Annotated in this window: 17 protein-coding genes; 16 read left to right on the forward strand and 1 reads right to left on the reverse strand. The window is 50.0% G+C overall.

Annotation, left to right across the window (positions count from 1 at the left end; genetic code table 11):
• Positions 1 to 9 precede the first annotated feature (9 nt).
• From BGK46_RS10985 to flgL, 9 genes are all read left to right on the forward strand, one after another.
• Positions 10 to 753, forward strand: a complete 744-nt coding sequence (locus tag BGK46_RS10985) for a flagellar hook assembly protein FlgD (protein ID WP_069589298.1) — start codon at positions 10 to 12, stop codon at positions 751 to 753.
• A 24-nt stretch (positions 754 to 777) separates the two neighbouring features.
• Positions 778 to 2,091, forward strand: a complete 1,314-nt coding sequence (gene flgE, locus BGK46_RS10990) for a flagellar hook protein FlgE (protein ID WP_069589299.1) — start codon at positions 778 to 780, stop codon at positions 2,089 to 2,091.
• A 170-nt stretch (positions 2,092 to 2,261) separates the two neighbouring features.
• Positions 2,262 to 3,011, forward strand: a complete 750-nt coding sequence (gene flgF, locus BGK46_RS10995; RefSeq protein ID WP_069589300.1) for a flagellar basal-body rod protein FlgF — start codon at positions 2,262 to 2,264, stop codon at positions 3,009 to 3,011.
• 22 nt (positions 3,012 to 3,033) lie between these two features.
• A complete protein-coding gene (gene flgG, locus BGK46_RS11000) occupies positions 3,034 to 3,822 on the forward strand; it encodes a flagellar basal-body rod protein FlgG (RefSeq protein WP_069589302.1) in 789 nt (262 codons plus the stop codon).
• Positions 3,823 to 3,851: 29 nt separating this feature from the next.
• Complete coding sequence (flgH, locus tag BGK46_RS11005) at positions 3,852 to 4,646, forward strand: flagellar basal body L-ring protein FlgH (protein ID WP_371414221.1); 795 nt, start codon at positions 3,852 to 3,854, stop codon at positions 4,644 to 4,646.
• Entirely contained in the window at positions 4,633 to 5,760 is a 1,128-nt protein-coding gene (locus BGK46_RS11010; protein WP_371414222.1) for a flagellar basal body P-ring protein FlgI, read from the forward strand. Before flgH ends, BGK46_RS11010 begins: the two co-directional genes overlap by 14 nt.
• A 9-nt stretch (positions 5,761 to 5,769) precedes the next feature.
• Positions 5,770 to 6,723 carry a flagellar assembly peptidoglycan hydrolase FlgJ gene (gene flgJ / locus BGK46_RS11015; RefSeq protein WP_069589305.1) on the forward strand — a complete coding sequence of 318 codons (954 nt, stop codon included), beginning with the start codon at positions 5,770 to 5,772 and terminating at the stop codon, positions 6,721 to 6,723.
• A gap of 164 nt (positions 6,724 to 6,887) precedes the next feature.
• Positions 6,888 to 8,765 (forward strand): flagellar hook-associated protein FlgK, encoded by a 1,878-nt coding sequence (gene flgK / locus BGK46_RS11020; RefSeq protein ID WP_069589306.1) that lies wholly within the window; start codon positions 6,888 to 6,890, stop codon positions 8,763 to 8,765.
• Between the two features lie 11 nt (positions 8,766 to 8,776).
• A complete protein-coding gene (flgL, locus tag BGK46_RS11025) occupies positions 8,777 to 9,970 on the forward strand; it encodes a flagellar hook-associated protein FlgL (protein WP_069589307.1) in 1,194 nt (397 codons plus the stop codon).
• A gap of 95 nt (positions 9,971 to 10,065) precedes the next feature.
• Here flgL and BGK46_RS11030 read toward each other — a convergent pair whose 3' ends face one another.
• Positions 10,066 to 12,171 carry a tetratricopeptide repeat protein gene (locus BGK46_RS11030; protein ID WP_069589309.1) on the reverse strand — a complete coding sequence of 702 codons (2,106 nt, stop codon included), beginning with the start codon at positions 12,169 to 12,171 and terminating at the stop codon, positions 10,066 to 10,068.
• Positions 12,172 to 12,618: 447 nt separating this feature from the next.
• Between BGK46_RS11030 and BGK46_RS11035 the strand changes: the two genes are divergently transcribed.
• From BGK46_RS11035 to BGK46_RS11065, 7 genes are all read left to right on the forward strand, one after another.
• Positions 12,619 to 13,761 (forward strand): flagellin, encoded by a 1,143-nt coding sequence (locus BGK46_RS11035; protein ID WP_069589310.1) that lies wholly within the window; start codon positions 12,619 to 12,621, stop codon positions 13,759 to 13,761.
• 265 nt (positions 13,762 to 14,026) lie between these two features.
• Positions 14,027 to 15,151, forward strand: coding sequence for a flagellin (locus tag BGK46_RS11040; RefSeq protein WP_069589311.1), 1,125 nt, complete (start codon positions 14,027 to 14,029; stop codon positions 15,149 to 15,151).
• Positions 15,152 to 15,214: 63 nt separating this feature from the next.
• On the forward strand, positions 15,215 to 15,649 hold the full coding sequence (locus BGK46_RS11045) for a flagellar protein FlaG (protein ID WP_069589313.1): 435 nt from the start codon (positions 15,215 to 15,217) through the stop codon (positions 15,647 to 15,649).
• Positions 15,650 to 15,667: 18 nt separating this feature from the next.
• Complete coding sequence (gene fliD / locus BGK46_RS11050; RefSeq protein ID WP_069589314.1) at positions 15,668 to 17,026, forward strand: flagellar filament capping protein FliD; 1,359 nt, start codon at positions 15,668 to 15,670, stop codon at positions 17,024 to 17,026.
• Positions 17,027 to 17,037: 11 nt separating this feature from the next.
• On the forward strand, positions 17,038 to 17,331 hold the full coding sequence (locus BGK46_RS11055; RefSeq protein ID WP_131825260.1) for a hypothetical protein: 294 nt from the start codon (positions 17,038 to 17,040) through the stop codon (positions 17,329 to 17,331).
• Between the two features lie 12 nt (positions 17,332 to 17,343).
• Complete coding sequence (gene fliS / locus BGK46_RS11060; RefSeq protein WP_069589317.1) at positions 17,344 to 17,748, forward strand: flagellar export chaperone FliS; 405 nt, start codon at positions 17,344 to 17,346, stop codon at positions 17,746 to 17,748.
• A 166-nt stretch (positions 17,749 to 17,914) separates the two neighbouring features.
• Complete coding sequence (locus tag BGK46_RS11065) at positions 17,915 to 19,399, forward strand: sigma-54 dependent transcriptional regulator (RefSeq protein WP_069589318.1); 1,485 nt, start codon at positions 17,915 to 17,917, stop codon at positions 19,397 to 19,399.
• Positions 19,400 to 19,683 lie beyond the last annotated feature (284 nt).

The raw sequence follows: 19,683 nt of genomic DNA on the forward strand, positions 1-19,683 counted from the left end.
GAGGCGATAATGGCCGGAATCGACGGTACAGGTTCGACTAGCGGACTGTCCTACATTGACCAGCTCAAGGCGCAGCAGGAGAAAAAACTGCAAGAGAGCCAGGAGAAAGTCACCGGACAGACTGAGCTCAAGCAGGAAGACTTTCTCTCACTGCTCACCAAGCAGCTGTCACAACAGGATCCGTTCAAGCCTGTCGACAATGACAAAATGATCTCCCAGATGGCGTCATTCGCGACGGTAGAAGGGATCGGCAAGATGAACAATCAATTTGATGCGTTCAATGAGTCGATTACTTCAAACCAAGCACTACAAGCGTCATCTTTGGTTGGCCGAGACGTACTGGTTCCTGGCTCGATGGGCGTCAAGCCTGAAGCGGGCGGAATCGCGGGCATGGTAAAACTGCCTCGCGCGCTCGATAACGTGAGTGTTCGGGTGGAGAACGAACAAGGCCAGCTATTGCGAACCTTCAGCATGGGACCGAAGCCGCCCGGCGATCACCGAGTTGAGTGGGACGGCAACGATGACAACGGCAATCCGATGCCGGAAGGTCGCTATCGATTGAAAGTCAGCGGCATGGTTGATGGCAAAACTCAAGAGTTTGATTTATCAACCTATGCCAATGTGAACAGTGTCTTGCTGGGGAATGGCGACGGCAACGTGATGTTAAATCTTGCCGGCTTCTCCTCACCGTTCAAGCTCGCTGAAGTGCTAGAAGTCGGTAATGCCGACGTCGGTAATGTGACGAAAGGCTAACCGATTTATTAGGAGTGGAAAGCAATGGGTTTTAATATTGCGTTAAGTGGCCTTGGTGCGGCCCAGAAAGACATGAATACCACCAGTAACAACATTGCGAACGCCAATACCTATGGCTTTAAAGAGTCGCGTGCTGAGTTCGGGGATGTGTATTCAACGTCGATTTTTTCGAACTCGAAAACCACCAATGGTACGGGTGTGCAAACCTCAGTCGTTGCGCAGCAGTTCCATGAGGGCTCGAGTATCTACACCAACAACCCGTTGGATTTACGGATCAGTGGTAATGGGTTCTTTGGCGTCTCGAATGACAAGCTTCAAACCAACGACTATCACCTGACGCGTAACGGTGCCTTCCACCTTGATAAAAACAACGACATTATCAACTCGGAAGGCCAATATCTGCTGGGTTATAAAGTAGACCCTGACACGCAGCAAGTGGGATCGTACGAACCCCAAGCGCTGAATGTGCCCGATCAGTTTGGTCAGCCTCGTGCCTCGCAAAATGTTGATATTGGCTTGAACTTACCAGCCGGTGGTGCAGAGAAAGATCCGGCGCAGTTTAATTTTGAAGACCCAGAAACCTACAACAAGCAAACCTCTGCCACTGTGTATGATTCATTGGGTCAGCCTTATAAGCTTTCCACCTACTATGTGAAAGGCAATGATCCCGCCAACCCGAATAGTTGGTCGGTGTACTACACCATGACGGATCCCGAAGGGGAAAAACCGGTTAATATTCAAGGTGGTAACGTCACCAACGCCACAGGACACACGGGGCATACGGTCGATTTTAACTCAGATGGCTCCGTTAACAGCATCAACGGTGGCAACCCAATAGTGACCGATCCGCTTGGCCCTGCGGGGGCGGCGCTAGAGATGAACGGTGCAAATGGTGATCAGCAGTTGACGATTAACTTCGACAACCCAACCCAATATGCCGCACCGTTTGAAATGCGTAAGTTTAGCGACGATGGCGCGACGACCGGCTATTTGACCAAGGTCGATATTGATCCCAAAGGCACCATCATGGCCACCTATAGTAACGGTGAAAACATCGCACTAGGGCGTGTCGCCATGGTTCGTGTGGCCAACCAACAAGGCCTCGCGCAAGTGGGCAACACCCAATGGGATGTGACACAAGACTCTGGCGATCCTATTTTTGGTGAAGCGATGCAAGGTGCGTTTGGCCAAGTAAAAAGCGGAACGATAGAGCAATCGAATATCGATATGACTCAAGAGCTGGTGGACTTGATCACTGCACAGCGTAACTTCCAAGCCAACTCGCGAGCCTTGGAAGTGAGCAACCAGATGCAACAAAACATCTTGCAAATTCGATAGCCGTGCTTTCCTTGCCGTCCACCCCTTGGGCGGCAAGGCTTTTCCATTCTCTCCTTCTCTTTAGCGTCCTCTTGGCGCCAAATCTTCATAATCACCTGATAAACATCAAGTTTTAATAATGGCATGCTCTTTGCTTTGTTCTGGTTAGAACGATTGTGGAGGCAACCAATATGGATCGCGCGTTATACCTTGCCATGAGTGGTGCGAAGCAGGACATGCAAGCGATGCAGCTGCGCGCAAATAACTTGGCAAACGTGAGCACAACAGGCTTTCGAGCCGATCTTGAGCAGTCTCGCTCCATGCAAGCGTATGGCGAAGGACTTCCCAGCCGTGTGTTCAACATGACAGAGCGTCCTGGCTATCGTTTTGAGCAAGGCTCAACGATTACCACTGGCCGTAACCTCGATGTTGCCGTGCAGGGACAGGGTTGGTTAGCGGTACTCGATAGCCAAGGGCAAGAGGGATATACCCGCGCGGGCCACTTGAAAGTCGACCAGACAGGGTTACTGCAAAACAGTAACGGCAACCTAATCCTAGGGGAAACCGGCGGTCCGATTTTTATTCCACTCCCGGCAGCAAAAATTGAAGTGGGCAAAGATGGCTCGGTGTCGGTGCTTCCGCAAGGAGCGCCTGCCGATGCGATGGAAGTGGTGGATAGGATTAAATTGGTTCGTCCTGACAATCAAGACTTATTCAAAGACAAAGACGGGGTTTTCAAAGCCAAGCAACCCGGCACTATCTTTCCTGCTGATGCGGGCGTGACGCTACTCACCGGTGCATTAGAAGGCAGCAACGTTAATGCTGTGGGCGAAATGACCGGCTTAATCGACTTGCAGCGTCACTTTGAAATGCAAGTGAAGCTGATGAAAACTGCGGAAAAAATGGACGAGTCGTCTGCATCACTGTTGCAGCTTGGCTAAGTCATCTTAAGAGGAACACACTATGCATCCAGCATTATGGGTCAGTAAAACCGGACTTGATGCGCAACAGACTAACATCTCGACCATCTCGAATAACTTAGCGAACGCATCCACCATTGGCTTTAAAAAGTCGCGTGCCGTGTTTGAAGATTTGTTTTATCAAAACATCAACCAACCGGGTGGCCAGTCTTCGCAAAACACAGAGTTGCCCAGTGGCTTGATGCTAGGCGCGGGTTCTAAAGTGGTTGCCACGCAGCGTGTTCATACCAATGGTAATGTGCAAACCACCAATAACGCGCTTGATATGATGATCCAAGGCGATGGTTTCTTCCAAGTATTGTTGCCGGACGGCAATATCGGTTACCAACGTAATGGTCAGTTCACCCTAAACGATGAAGGCACCATAGTGACATCGGGTTCTGGCTACGTGCTGCAACCTGAAATCACCGTACCGCAAGACGCGGTGCAGATTACAGTGGGTACTGACGGTGAAGTGTCAGCCCGTTTGCGTGGGCAGCAAGAAAACCAAGTGTTGGGTCAGATCACCACGGTCGATTTTATCAACCCGGGTGGGTTGGAACCGATTGGGCAAAACATTTACTTACCGACAGGGGCCAGTGGCGATCCACAAGAAGGGGTGCCTGGTCTGGATGGCTTCGGTGAAGTGAAGCAGTCGATGCTAGAAACCTCTAATGTGAATGTCACCGAAGAGCTGGTCAACATGATTGAAGCGCAGCGTGTCTACGAGATGAACTCAAAAGTGATTTCGTCTGTTGACCAAATGCTGAGCTATGTGAATCAGCAGTTATAAACAAGGTTAAGGATTACAAGGGGGCGCTGATGACTTTCCAACGTGTTTTAATGCCAAGCTTGTTGCTTATGGCCTTGTTCGGTCTGAGCGGCTGCTCTTTGCCGGGTCAGCAAGACACAGGTAGTGATCTTGACCAAGCAACCTCAACCACGGATGCGGTCGAGGGCGAGACAGCGCCAGACAGTGAGGGGCTGATTGGCTTACTCCGCCAACGCGAAGATCCCAAAGCAGGTGATCCGGCTTGGTCACCCATTCGTCCTCAGCAACCCCCAGAGCATTACGCGACGGCGACAGGCTCCTTGTTTGATAGCACCCGCCAGCGTGACCTTTATGACGGGTCTAAACCGCGCGGTTTGGGGGATATCGTCACCGTGATGCTCGAAGAGAACACGCAAGCACAAAAAAGTGCGAGCTCTGATTTGGCGAAATCCAATGACCTCAGCATGGATCCGCTCTCGTTGGGGGGGGAAGAGATCACTATCGGCGAGCGGACCCTTTCTTATGAAGTGAGTAACGATAACTCCTTCACAGGCTCTGCCTCAGCCGATCAGAGCAACAGCCTACAGGGATCAATCTCAGTCCAAGTAATTGATGTTCTTGCGAATGGTAACCTCATGGTTCGAGGTGAAAAGTGGCTGACATTAAACTCAGGGGATGAATACATACGCCTCAGCGGTACCATTCGTCCGGCCGACATTAGCCCAGATAACACGATTGCATCGACACGTATTTCTAACGCGCGTATTCAATATTCAGGAACGGGTGATCGCCAAGATACGCAAGAGCAAGGCTGGTTGGCACGATTCTTTAATGTCACTTTATAGCGCAATAACGTGCCGGAGAGTTGACGTGAAAAAGTGGTTGTTATCGATTGTATTGCTAGTGGTGGCGTTTCCGAGCCTCGCGGCACGCATAAAAGATGTGTCGGAAGTGGCAGGTGTACGTAGCAACACCCTGACAGGCTATGGTCTGGTCGTGGGTTTACCGGGCACCGGTGAGAGCACGCCGTTTACCGATCAAAGTTTTAAATCTATGCTGGAAAACTTTGGCATCCAGCTGCCACCTGACATCAACCCTCAGGCAGCCAATATTGCGGCGGTGGCTGTTACGGCAGATTTACCCGCCTTTGCGAAGCAGGGTCAAAAACTTGACGTGACGGTTTCCTCGATTGGTTCGGCTGAAAGCCTGCGCGGGGGAACGCTGTTGCAAACCTTCCTGAAAGGGTTGGATGGTAACGTCTATGCCATTGCACAAGGCAACTTGATTGTGGGTGGCTTTAGCGCCACGGGGGCGGATGGCTCACGATTAGTGGGGAATACACCAACGGTTGGCCGTATCACTAATGGCGCGTCTGTTGAGCGCGAAGTGCCCAATCCCTTTGGTCGCGGCGATTTCTTGACCTTCAACTTATTCCAAGCAGATTTCACCACCGCCCAACGTATGGCGGATGCCATTAATCGCTTCTTAGGCCCTTCAATGGCCTCAGCGATGGATGCGACGTCTATACGTGTTCGAGCGCCTCGTGATGTCAGCCAGCGCGTCGCGTTTTTATCGACGGTGGAAAACATTGAATTTGAGCCAGGCGATGCCGCCGCCAAGATCATTGTAAACTCCCGTACGGGGACGATCGTGGTGGGACAAAATGTTCGTTTGCGACCTGCGGCGATCACTCATGGTGGGATGACCGTATCCATTAATGAAGATTTCAATGTGAGTCAGCCTAATCCGCTCGGGGGCGGGGAAGCGATCGTTACGCCGGATACCGATATTGAAGTGCAAGAAGAAGAGGGGCGGATGTTCCACTTTAAGCCGGGCGTGACCTTGGACGACTTGGTACGTGCCGTTAATGGCGTGGGGGCAGCACCGTCAGATCTGATGGCGATACTGCAAGCGCTGAAACAAGCAGGTGCCATTGATGGCCAGTTGATCGTGATATAGGGCAGAACAATGAAATCACCGGTTGATAGCCAGTTTGTGCATGACATTAGCCAGCTCGATTCACTACGGCAAAAAGCCGTAAGTGGTAAAGATGGTGATGAAAAAGCGGCATTGCGGGCGGCGGCAGAACAGTTTGAGTCATTGTTTACACAAATGCTGTTCAAATCGATGCGAGAAGCGAATGAAGCGTTTGAATCGGATTTGATTGATAACCGCACATCGAAGTTTTACGAGCAAATGGCCGATGAGCAACTTGCCAGTGAACTGAGCCGGGAAGGTTCCCTCGGCCTGGCAGATATGATTGTGCAACAGCTAGGCAGCGCGCAATCGGGTGAGCCTCAAACCAACTTAAAAGAGGCCGCTTTCGCATCCGCGAACGCGCTGCCCATGAATAAAGATCAAAGTCGGCAAGCGGCAGAGCAAGCGATGGCCGAACTGGATAGACAGTCTATCGCGCCGCCAAGTATTCCAGAGCGTCCTATACGTAAAGAATCGTTTGATTCGCCAGAATCGTTTGTGCAAACCCTCACGCCTCACGCACGTCGAGCCGCTAGGGCGCTAGGTACCGATCCTGCGATTATTCTTGCGCAAGCGGCGCTAGAAACGGGATGGGGTAAAAAAGTGATCGCCAACGCGCGCGATAACAGCCATAACCTATTTAATATTAAGGCCGATAAGCGCTGGCAGGGCGATAAAGTCGCGACGCAGACCTTAGAAGTCTATGATGGCATACCGGTTCAAGAAACCGCGAGTTTCCGTGCCTACCCATCGTATCAAGATAGCTTTGACGACTTCGTCTCTTTCCTCAATAGCAACCCTCGCTATCAGCAGGCACTGTCCCAGTCCGCACAACCAGAGCAATTTATTCGCGAGTTGCATCAGGCCGGTTATGCGACCGATCCAGATTATTCGAACAAGGTGCTCCGCGTGCTCGAACAAGTCCGCGGCATAATGGATCAATAACGGCAGGCAAGAGCTTGCCGTTGTCCTTTCCTGTCTTTGTTTTATGTTGAAAGTTTATATTAACTCACTGATTTTTATAAAATTAAAAGCCTATATTTCTATTGGCTCAATTCTTGCTTTGATTCCTGTATCTCGTTTCTATTGCCGGGTTTTCTGGAGGCACAATGGGCTTTGACCTGCTTTCCCTTGGGTCGCAAGGTGTACTCACCGCGCAGCGACAACTTAATACCACAGGTCACAATATTTCCAATGTGAACACTGAGGGTTATAGCCGTCAGTCTGTTGAGCAACAAGTTAACGATCCTCATTATTGGGGAGGGAATAACTACGGTGACGGCGTACACGCCGCTGCAGTGCGCCGTAATTACGATAAGTTTGCCGTTAATGAGCTCAATATTGCTACCTCCAATTTAGAACATGCCGCCGCGCGTAATGATCAGCTTGGGCGCCTTGACGATATGATGGCGCACTCAGCGCGGAAAATTCCTGACAATATGAATGAGTTCTTTGGTGCAGTAAAAGGCCTCACCGATAGCCCGAGTGATATGGGAGCGCGTAAGGTGGTGCTAGAGAAAGCGCGCATGGTGTCTGCTGGATTAAACGACGTATATGGCGTACTTCAGCAGCAGTCGATTGATACCTCCTCGCAAATCGATGCCACGGTCAAGCGTATGAACGATATTGGCCGCGAAATTGTTGATATTCATAAAGCTATTCTGAAAACACCGGGCGAGCCGAACGATCTACTTGACCGTCATGACAAGCTCATTCGTGAGTTAGCTGAATACACCCAAGTCAGTGTTAATGCGCGTGAAGATGGCTTATTTAACGTCATCATCGGCAGTGGTCATATGTTAGTGTCAGGGATGAACAGCAGTGAACTCACAACCTTACCGGGAAAGCCTGATCACCAAGAACGTCAGCTGGCCTTAGTTGAAGGGAAAAGCGTGAAGGCGATTTCTAATCGCGATATTCGCGGCAAACTCGGCGCGTTATTTGAATATCGCGATCAGACACTGGGGCAGGCGCGTGACGAACTCGGCCGTATAGCGATTGGCTTTTCTCAAGCATTGAACGATTTGCAAGGACAAGGCTTCGATCTAAATGGTGAGGTTGGCAAGAATATCCTGACCGACTTTAATGACGACCGTATTGCGGCATCCCGGGTGATCAAAAGTGGTGATTCGACCGCCGATCTTAAAGTGTACATCGATGATCTTCAGAAGCTTAAAATTGGTGACTATCAATTAAAATTTGATGGGGCGCAGTACACACTCACGTCACCTGATGGTCAGCAATCAGCGGTGACGCCAAGCGGAACACCGCCAAGTTTTAATGTAGATGGCATGCGCGTTCAAATCGACGCTAACCTTGCGCCTAACGAACGGGTCTTTTTGCGCCCCGCGCGTGCAGCTGCGGGGCAAATCCGCATGGTGATGGATGATCCTGCTGGCATTGCCGCTCAAAGTTATGTCAGCGCCAGCTCAATTAGCCATGGTGAGGGGGATGTGCGCGTACTGCAGTCTGGGGCTCAGAAAGAATTCCAAGTTCGCATATCACCCGATGGGAGTCAGTTTGCGGTCACGGATACAGACGGACAAGTATTGCTTGCTCCGCAAGCATATCCGCCAACAGGGCCGATTAACGTCAATGGCACCTTGATTGAGATTAACGATAAAGCGGCGCCTGACGACATTCTTGCCATCAGTCTGATCCCAGCAGATGGCGACAACAGTAACCTGATCCGAATGCAAGAATTGCAAACGCAAAAGCTGATGGATAACGGACGTTCTACCTTATTGGATGTGTATGAAGGGTTGAATACCGACCTTGGCGTACAAAAAGCGTCGTATGAACGACTGCAAGATGTCAGCTTGGTGGAGCATGATGCGGTGGAAGGACGCGTTGCTGAAATCGCTGGGGTCAATCTGGACGAAGAAGCCGCGAATATGATGAAGTTTCAACGTGCCTATATGGCGGCGTCGCGCATTATGACAGCGGCAAATGAGACGTTTGATTCACTGCTCAATGCGACACGATAAGGATAGCTATCATGATTAGCCGTATTGCCAGCTTTCACAACTACCAGTCAGTGTCTAACGATATCATGCGCCAGAATATTAAGGTGCAAGATAATCAAGAACAAATGGCGACCGGTAAGCGGGTGATCACTGCAGGTGATGATCCTGTGTCGTCAATTTATATTCAGAATTTCCGCCAGCAAGACGAACAAATTGATCAGTTCATTGACTCGATAACGTTAGCGAGAAACCGCCAAACGCGTGAAGAGATCGCGATTGATGAGTCTGAGCAATTGATGGACAGTGCGAAACGCAAAGTGATGGCGATGATCAACGGGTCGCTATCCGATGACGATCGCACCGCGCACCGTCAAGACTTGCAAGGTATGTTTGATAATTTTATGGACTTGGTGAATACCAAGGATGAATCAGGCAACTTCTTGTTCTCAGGGACCCAAACCAGCACGCAACCTTTTTATCGCGACAGTCAAGGCAATGTCCGTTATGCCGGTGATAGCTATTTTCGTACTGCGCAAGTTGCCCCCGCGGTAGAAGTGCCCACATCGGATCCGGGCGATAAAATGTTTATGGAAATTGATAACCCTTATGGGGATTATCAGCCCGAATACGATTTGCAAGATGGCTCCTTGTTGCTGCTTGCTCGCGCAGAAAACAGCAATAATGCAGACAACGCCGCGTACGCCGTGACCTTTGATGTAAATGCCAGTGGAGATACAACCTACTCATTAACCCAAAACGGGACCGAAGTGAGCACTGGGCTCTACGATCCTCAAAATGGGATTGAGTGGAACACGCTTAAAATGACCTTTGAAGGTGAGATGAAGCCCGGCGATACCATTGCTCTCGAGCGTCAAGACACCTTCACTATCTTTGATGCGTTTAAACATGGTGCCGCGTTGTCGTATGCTGACATCGATGATGCGTCTGCAACCGCAGAGCTGCATCAAGTCACCGATCAGTTTGCAGCGGCCTTCAAACACTTAAACAAGGCCCGTTCTGAGGTCGGGACACGTTTGACTACGCTAGATCGGCAAGAGAGCATGCACAAAGATTTCAAATTGGTGCTAAATCGCTCATTGGGCACTATGGAGGACTTGGACTATACCCAAGCTGCGATCGATATGAATGAAGACATGTTAGCCCTACAGGCATCGCAACAAGCGTTTGCGAAAACGAAAGACTTATCGCTGTTCAACTATATCTAATCCGCATCGTCAACGTGCTTTAACGGTGAGACGTTTCTATGAAAAGGGCAGTATTGACTGCCCTTTTGCTGTTAGTGGTATTGAGACAACGTCGGTTATCCGGTCAATAAATCGCGATACATGGCCTGTGCCATGGCGTCCAATAGCGGCTTTTTATCGTTCAGTAAGGGTGGATAGCAGAACGCATACTCTTGATGGCCAGACATTGCGACCGCTAGCATCGGATCACTGTCTTTGTGGCCGGCAAAAAAGACATAACAAGGTGCCCCTACCGCAACGGCGGTCCGGTGAACAGCGGTACCTGCGGTAAACACGCCGTCAATGGATGCCATGACATTCGCACTCCCGACAAAATCATCCTTGAGATCCAAGCCTGGCAATTGCACAACCTCGACCCCAGTTTGTTTTTTAACTTTGGCCAGCTCTTTTGAGCAGTCGCCATACTGTAGGTTCACAAACTGAACCTTAGGATGAAGGGAGCGCATTTTTGTTAACCATTGCCCCAGTTCATCGGCAATCAAATAGTGGATATTCCGTGTTGCCGCCGCCAAGCCACTTCGCCAGCAAACGCCAATAACTGGCCCTTGTGCTTTCAGTTCATCTAGCACCGATTGCCAAGGTGTCTCTTGAGTCGCCGACGCATGAATATAGGTTTGCTGGTAAAGGTGGCGTTCGAAGTGCTGATAACAAATTCCCGCCAGTGAGCCGCCCGCGACCCAGCTATTGATATCGGCCAACACGTGATCAGGAATATGGATATCTTGCCCATCAGTACGTGAAATAGGCACGATCTCTGTGGTGGGAAAGGCAGCTTTGAGCACGGGTTCAAGACGAGGATCACAGCCAACGTAGACCTTTCGGGCACGTTCCACCACCATAGGCACATTATGAAAATAGGCGAGCTCATCCCCGACACCTTGTTCAGGCATAATGAGTACAGCATCGCTTTCAGGACGAGAAAGGTCCCAACGTGGTAACTCACCGTGATATTTCAGTCGACGCCCACATTCAATGCCAGCTTCGTTGGCCTCATAAAATGCGGGCCATGCCATCTGAGTGCGATAGACAAACGCTAAGTTAAAGCGGAGAGCGTGATCGTCCGGGCTGTCAGCCAATAGCGATTCGAGACGCTTTTGCGCGCTATCAATGTTGCCTAAATACCAATCTAATTCGCCTAATTGCGCTTGCAAGGTATTCGCATGCTTACCCACGACGTATTGACAGGCTTTTTCGTGAATATGGTAGCAATGGGTCAGTTTTTCGTGGGTAAATTGGTGATGCTGTTTCAAATGCTCAAATGTGGCACGCGCCAGCGCATAATGTAACTCTCCGCGCTCAGGGTCTTCCCGCAAGCACTGCTTAGCAAGTTTACTGGCTTCTAACCAGTTTCGCTCATTGAGGTAAATCACCAATAATTGTCGGAGAAACGCTGGATCTTGGCTTTGTTTATACACGCTCAGGCAGCGTCGTCTCGCGTGGGCATAGTGGCCTAATCCCGATTCGGCTTTGATCAGAAGCAGTTGCCAAACTGGATGAGCTTGCGCTTTATCACTGCCTCGGAGTAACAACTGATGAGCTTTTCCGAAGGCTTCATCATCCAGCGCATACTGCGCCAGTGCCATCAGTGCCGGCGGGTAATCCGGCTCAAGCGTTAAGATCGTTTGATAGAGCTGTTCGCCTTGCTCCACATGTCCATCAGCCATGAAGTTCGCCGCTAATGTCATGGTTTTCTCAATTTCTTCGGCGAGCCCTTGATTTTTGAGTTGGTGTAACTCGTCACGTAATGCATGGGTACGACGGCTTTCGCCTTTATGGCCGAGTTTGTCAGTCAGTTGGGCACGTAGGTTCAGAATGTCAGGGTTGGTTGGCGCGGCAACAAATAGACGTTCGACGATCTCCATCGCTGCCGTGTTCTTTCCTTGTTGAACCAGCAACTGCGCTTTATCAAACAGTAATGATAAATCGTCGGGAGTGAGTGCCAGTGCATGGTTGATATGCGCCATCGCCTGCTCGAGATTGCCTTCCTCCGCATCTAATACGGCGAGGACTTGCCGCACTTGTGCCGCATCGGGCGCATGAGACAAAATTTGCTCGAACACGTCGCGGGCGTCCGCTTTATTTCCTTCCTGATAAAGGTTTATGCCGAGTTTAAATGCCTCATCCAAGGTCATATTGGTATGGCCATCGTTATCTAGGGTCATAGATTGCGTCGTCCTATTCTAGCAGTGGTGAGCACGGCCGTTGGCGCTGCCTGTCAAGGCAATGGCGCTGTATGGCAAGCCAAGGATAATGCAAAAAATGTTCCTTTGATCTGTGGGTTAGCGTGTTTGGCAACTTACTTGCAAGGCAACAAGGAAAAGAAAGTTGGATAGGCATTGCCGCTCGTTTGCCGCTTTCACCGCATTTTATGGTTTAGGCGTTGCCTCTTAAGACGATTGGTTGAGTAATAAAAGTCTATAAATCATTGATTAAAATGAATTTTATAAAGTTGGCACACATATTGTATTAAATACATCAAGCGGCCAGTTTTTGAACGGGCTGATCTTGAAACTGATTAACAAGCTGTTCCCGCAGCACCGCAAACAAACAGTGCAACACGTCGCGGGTAGGCTGTTTCGCAAAGCAAGCGAAAGTCAAAGGAGAGCAAAATGGGTGTAACAGTTAACACCAACGTGTCTGCGATGACTGCGCAGCGTTACCTGAATAAAGCGACTGATGAGTTGAATAATTCAATGGAACGTCTGTCGTCAGGTAGCCGAATCAACAGTGCTAAAGACGACGCGGCGGGTTTGCAGATTTCTAACCGTTTGGTTGCTCAGACGCGTGGTCTGGATGTGGCAATGCGAAACGCCAACGATGGTATTTCGATTGCGCAGACCGCTGAAGGCGCCATGCAAGAATCCACTAACATCTTGCAACGTATGCGAGATCTCTCATTGCAGTCAGCGAATGGCGCGAACGGTAAATCCGAGCGCATCGCGATTCAAGAAGAGGTTGCAGCCTTGCAGGATGAGCTAAACCGTATTGCAGAAACCACGGCATTCGGTGGGCGACGCCTACTCAACGGCTCTTTCGGGGATGCGTCTTTCCAAATCGGTGCCGATGCTGGTGAAGCAATCATCATGGGTTTAACCAGCATCCGCGCAGATGATTTCCGCATGGGAGGGGTTGAATTCGTAGGCACGGAGTCAAAATCGGCTGACTGGCAAGTTGACCCGACCGCATCAACACTGCAGCTACAGTTTACCACCAAAGACGGTGAAAACATTAGCTTAACGATCGGTGCCAAGCCAGGTGATGATGTTGAAGAATTGGCCAGCTACATCAATGGTCAATCCGATGAAATGCTCACTGCGTCTGTCGATGAAGAAGGGCAATTGCAAATCTTTATCGAAGAGCCCAAAGTCGAAGGCACAGTTACCTTCGGAGGCGGACTTGCGACATCGTTAGGGTTAGTTTCCGGTAACGGTGACTTGATCACGACCAAAGACATCGACGTATCGGATGTGGGCGGTGCACAAATGGCCGTTGGTGTGATTGACTCTGCGATGCGTTATATCGACAGTCAGCGTGCTGACTTGGGTGCGAAGCAAAACCGCTTGAGCCACACCATCAGCAACTTGTCGAACATTCAGGAGAATGTGTCTGCGTCCAATAGCCGGATTCGCGATACTGACTTCGCGCGCGAAACCACGGCCATGACGAAAGGACAGATCCTCCAGCAAGCGGGGACGTCGATGTTGGCTCAGGCCAAACAGATGCCTCAAGCTGCACTGAACTTGCTTCAGTAACACTGACAAATCAAGCAACTAAAAAGCGGCAAGTGATTGCCGCTTTTTTTATGTCATTTTTTTCGCAAATCACGCTAAAGATATTTCTCCTGTGGACGTTAACTTCCATAGCACCATGAAGCGACGGTGGTTTAGCCATTGTCAGCACGCAAAAAAAACTAAAGCTTTTTGACTGTGCGCCGCTAAATGGGTTGTGAAAGATTTTCGAACTGGTTTTCCCTGGTCAGCTGGGCGAAGCCGGACCTAGAACCAAAGGAGAATAGTTATGGCTATTACAGTTAACACTAACGTCCCTGCAATGACTGCTCAGCGTTACTTGAATAACTCAACCGACGCACTGAACAACTCAATGGAACGTTTGTCATCCGGTTATCGTATCAACAGCGCCAAGGATGACGCAGCGGGTCTGCAAATTTCTAACCGCTTGATGTCTCAAAGCAGTGGTCTGGACGTTGCCGTACGTAATGCCAACGACGGTATCTCTATGGCGCAAACCGCCGAAGGGGCGATGGAAGAGTCAAGCAACATCTTGCAACGTATGCGTGACCTATCTTTGCAGTCCGCTAACGGCGCAAACGGCGACTCTGAGCGTGCAGCTATCCAAGAAGAAGTGGTGGCCTTGCAGGACGAATTAAACCGTATTGCAGAAACCACATCATTCGGTGGTGCGAAACTACTGAACGGCACATTTGGTACACGTTCATTCCAGGTGGGTGCGGATGCTGGTGAAGCCGTGATGATGGAATTCAAAAACATCCGTGCTGACCATGCTGAAATGGGTGGTGCTAGCTTTACTGCAGCAAACGCAAAATCAGCAGGTTGGACAGCAACAGACGGTGCAACCTTAGCCATTACTATCACGGATGCGGATGGTGCAACGACCTCTATCAACGTAACCGCAAAAGGCGGCGATGACATTGAAGAAATTGCTACCTATATTAATGGTCAGGCAGATGACAAACTGAGTGCTTCAGTGACTGAGGACGGCGAGCTTCAGGTTGTGACAGCATCCGGGTCTGATGCTACCTTTACCGGTGCATTGGCAACGTCATTGGCAATGGGTACCAAGGTGGATGAAACCATCAAAGATGTGGATGTTTCGACTATCGGTGGTGCACAGAAAGCTGTGGGTCTTATCGATAACGCGATGCAGTTTATTGACTCACACCGTGCTGAGCTGGGTGCGAAACAGAACCGTCTAAGCCACACGATTGCGAACTTGGACAACGTGAACGAGAACGTGACCGCCTCTAACAGCCGAATCCGCGATGTGGACTTCGCTAAAGAGACCACTGAGTTCACTAAGTCTCAGATCCTACAGCAATCTGGTACGTCGATTCTGGCACAGGCCAAGCAGGCGCCGTCAGCGGCACTGAGCCTGTTGAGTTAATCACGCTTTATAACCCAGTAGCGGCGGATACTCCGCCGCTACGCTAACAGGAGGTGAATCGTAATGGACATTTCATCCGTTTCAACTTCATCCCTGCCTCATACCGGCTCTTCCGACGGCACAAAGATTGCAAGAGAAGAGAGAGTAGGAAAAACTCGGCCTGATCAGGTTAGCGTGAGTCAAAACCAGCAGGCCGTTCGTCGAGAAACGCGTGAGTCTATGCAGCAGCGACGCGTTGAACAAGCGGAGCGTCTTAACGAAACCCGCGAAATGCAACGTGAGCAGCTGGAGAAGTTGGTCGAACGTCTCGATGAGTTTATGTCCTCTTTTAACAAAGGCCTAGCATTCCGGCTTGATGAGGATACGGGCAGAAGTATCATCACTGTTTATGAAATGAGCAGTGGGGATATCATCCGCCAAATCCCAGAAAAGGAAATGCTAGAGCTGGCCAAGCAATTGTCGCAACATGCGCGAGGGCTGGTGGCAGAAAAGGTATAACGAGGTGAGAGAATCGTCATGGGTGTAAACGCAGCAGGCATGGGTAGCGGTATCGATATCAATGCCATGGTCACTAAGATCGTGGATGCTGAGCGTGCACCCAAACAAGAGCGAATCGTCAAACGCATGAATGATGTCGAAACTGACATCAGTGCGTTTGGCCGCTTAAAAGAATCTCTCGATAAACTCAAAAGCCAGATGTATGACTTTCGTCGCAACGAGTCTTATGCGGCAAGGACTGCCTCAGTCAGTAATTCTGACGCTTTAAGTGCATCAGCGAGTCCTGATGCGATCCCCGGAAAATACCAAATTAATGTTCAGCAGCTAGCGAGCACGCATAAGCTCGTTTCTGCTGGCATGGATTCTGATGCACCACTCGGTACTGGTAAGCTCACCATTACCATGGGCAACCGGACAAGCATCATTGATATCCCACAAGGTAAAAATAGTTTAACCGAGGTTGTCCGTGCGATTAATAGCGACCCAACCAACCCCGGTGTGCAAGCATCACTGATCCAAGATGACAGTGGTGCAAGATTAGTTCTCAACGGCACTAAGACGGGGGCGGGCAATCAGATTGCAGTGAATGTTGATGCTCAAATGGGGAGCGCCCTGCATCAACTGGGGTTTAAAGTCGGTCAAGCTGGCAATGGCTTGACGCAAATGCAAGCTGCGCAAGATGCGCAGATTATGATTGATGGTATTGCTTCTGTCTCGAGTGAAACCAACACCTTTACCAATGCGATTGAAGGGGTGTCACTTGACGTCAGTCAAGCTGGGGCGTCACCCATCACCTTGTCTGTTGAGCATGATCGTGAGTCGGTACGCTCCACGCTGGAAAGCTTTGTTGATAACTACAACGCCTTTTTCCGTGTGGCACAAGCCGTGGGTAAATACGATCCCGAGACACAGCAAGGTGGGCCATTAGTCGGAGAAAGTGTAATCCGTACGGCCACAAGTCGCTTACGGAACTTGTTTTCATCGCCCATTGAACAAGCACCAGAAGGGATGAAGACACTCAGCGAGCTGGGTGTAACGACCACGATGGATGGGCGGTTAGAAATTGATAGCAAGGTGTTAGATAGACAGCTTCGTCAAAATTTTAACGCTTTAGAAGGTTTCTTTGGTGGAAACAAGGGGTTTGCTCGCCAGCTGGAAGAAGTTGTGAATGGCTTTACCGGGGCAGGTGGCGCCATCAGTAACCGCGAGAATACCTTGTCTGATCAGAAGCTGCGCTTACGCGATGAGCAGCAGGAGCTGGATAGACGGATGGAAAACCTTGAGGCGCGGACCATGAAACGCTTCTCTGCCATGGAAGAAGCGACAGCGCAAATGCGCTCACAGCTTCAAGCAATGCAAAACATCATGCCAGCATGATGACGAGTGAAATGACACACTGGCTTCAGCAATTAGAAGCGATTGATGAGGCGATTGCACATTCACTAGCCGAACGTGATGCTGATCCCGAAAAACTGGCTCAGCAATTGCATGATAGAAAGGCATTACTCGACCAGATTGCAGCGTCTTCGGAGCAGCCTGATGGTCAAGCATGGGCAAAGGCATTATCAAGAACCGAACAGCTGGTTCAAGCACTCGATAATGAAAGAGCTGATGCTGCCAAGACGTTGTTGCAGCAGCGCAAGGGTAAGCAATCTGTGCAGCTGTATAAGAAATTTCAATAGGTGAGGAAGACTATGAGAGGCTCACTACAGGCCTATAAAAAGGTCTCTGTTGACAGTCAATTAAGCGCCGCGTCGCCTCATAAGGTCATACAGATGTTGATGGCCGGTGCGATTGAACGCTTGATTCAGGGCAAGGCCGCCATGGCACAAGGCGACTTATCCGTCAAAGGTGAGCGGTTAGGTAAAGCGTTGGATATCATTATTAATCTCCGCGCTTGTCTATCAATGGATGATGGAGGCGAAATTGCCAACAACCTGGATGCGCTTTATGACTTTATGATTCGCCAAGTCAGTGAGGCCAATTTGGAAAACAAACCGGAACCCATCGACGATGTGATTGAGATTTTACGTGAGATAAAATCGGCGTGGGACCAAATTCCGTCCGAATACCATAATCTGACTCAAGCAACCAGCTAAACAGCCTACCAAAAGACTGACATGGCACTGGAGTCACAGGTTTACTGTGTCTCTGGTTGCCTTATGCGCGTTCTCTATTACAATGTCTTGATTAAAATTGAGTTTGTTACGGCTTTTTGGCACGTGACGACAATAATATATCTATCAGGGCAGACGTATCTCACACATGCAAGATTTAGCAAAAATCCTTGTTATCGATGACGATGACCAGTTTCGTCACGATCTCGGCGTGATACTCGACTTTATTGGCGAGAGTTACGCGCTTCACTCGACAGCAGATGTCAGTGACGCACTTTGGGAGCAAAACTGGGGCGCATGTTTTCTTGGCCACGTCCGCTCTTCTGCCTTGCTTAAAAAGGTACTTGAGCAGCTTGCTACCTATCATCATGTTCCTGTTATCGCGATACGTCGCCACGACCGTGAGCTTTCAGGACTGCCAAACTATGTCGGTGAACTGGGTCTCCCCCTTAACTACCCGCAATTATTTGACGCGCTTCACCACTGTCGAGAGTTTGCAGGAAAACAGGCATTTAGCATTCCGCAGCTTAGCGGTGACAATACCGCCTTTCACAACATGGTCGGTAAGAGTGATGCGATGGGGCAAGTCCGTCGTTTGGTAGACCAAGTGGCTGCCACCGAAGCGAATGTATTGATTCTGGGTGAGTCGGGTACCGGTAAAGAAGTGGTCGCTCGACACATTCATCATGCTTCCTCACGAGCATCCGGTCCTTTTGTGCCGGTCAACTGTGGTGCTATCCCAGCAGAGCTTTTAGAAAGCGAGCTATTTGGTCACGAAAAAGGCGCGTTTACGGGGGCGATTTCCGCGCGTAAAGGACGCTTTGAGTTGGCCGAGGGCGGAACCTTATTCCTTGACGAAATTGGCGATATGCCCATGCCGATGCAAGTTAAGCTGCTAAGAGTGTTGCAAGAGCGCACCTTTGAGCGAGTCGGGGGAAATAAGAGTATTCGCGCGGATGTCAGAGTGGTTGCGGCCACACACCGCCAGCTTGAGCAAATGATTGAAGAGGGCAATTTTCGCGAAGATCTTTACTATCGCTTAAACGTGTTTCCGATCGAAATGCCGCCGCTTCGAGAGCGTCTTGACGACATCCCAATGCTGATACACGAATTGATGTCGCGTCTCGATAGTGAAGGAAGCAGCCGTGTGCACCTCTCACCACGCGCGATCAACTCACTCATGGAGCATGAGTGGCCTGGTAACGTGCGTGAGCTCGCCAACCTCATTGAACGTCTTGCGATTTTGTATCCGGGGCAGCTTGTTGACGTTAACCACCTTCCTGCTAAATATCGTTATAGTGATATTCCAGAATTTCAGCCGGAGGCGTATTCGGTGGAAGAAACCGCTGTGGCTGAACGTGATGCCTTAACGGCGATGTTTAGTGAGCCCGATGATGATCCTATGATGGATGAGATGCCAGGCTTTCACGATAGTCCTGGCGCGGTCGTGCTACCGCCGGAAGGCGTTAACCTAAAAGAAATGCTGGCGGATTACGAAGTTGATCTGATTCGACAAGCTTTGGAGGCGCAATCAGGCGTGGTCGCTCGCGCGGCAGACATGCTGAGTATGCGAAGGACGACGCTAGTCGAAAAGATGCGTAAATACGGGCTAAATAAAGAAGAATTGATTTAAACAGACCGTGTGTCAAAAAAGCGGAGTCAAAAAAATGACTTCGCTTTTTTGTTTGCCCAGCGAAGCTGGCAAACCCGTCAGGTTGAAAGAAACCTGAATCGCCCCGACTGAGGGGAAGATAATCCGACTCGCAAGGGCGTTGCTGGCCAACGGCAGGGTCTGAAGGAAGCGATAGGAAGTTAGAGGCACACAACGCAAGTGAACCTGTTTCGGCTTGATAGGTGGGTAAGCGTGCAAAATAGCGAGAGGGAAATACACTAGTCACAAACAACACGGACCTCAGG

It is taken from the genome of Salinivibrio sp. SS2 (genome assembly GCF_001722075.1).
GTDB classification, from domain to species: Bacteria; Pseudomonadota; Gammaproteobacteria; order Enterobacterales; family Vibrionaceae; genus Salinivibrio; species Salinivibrio proteolyticus.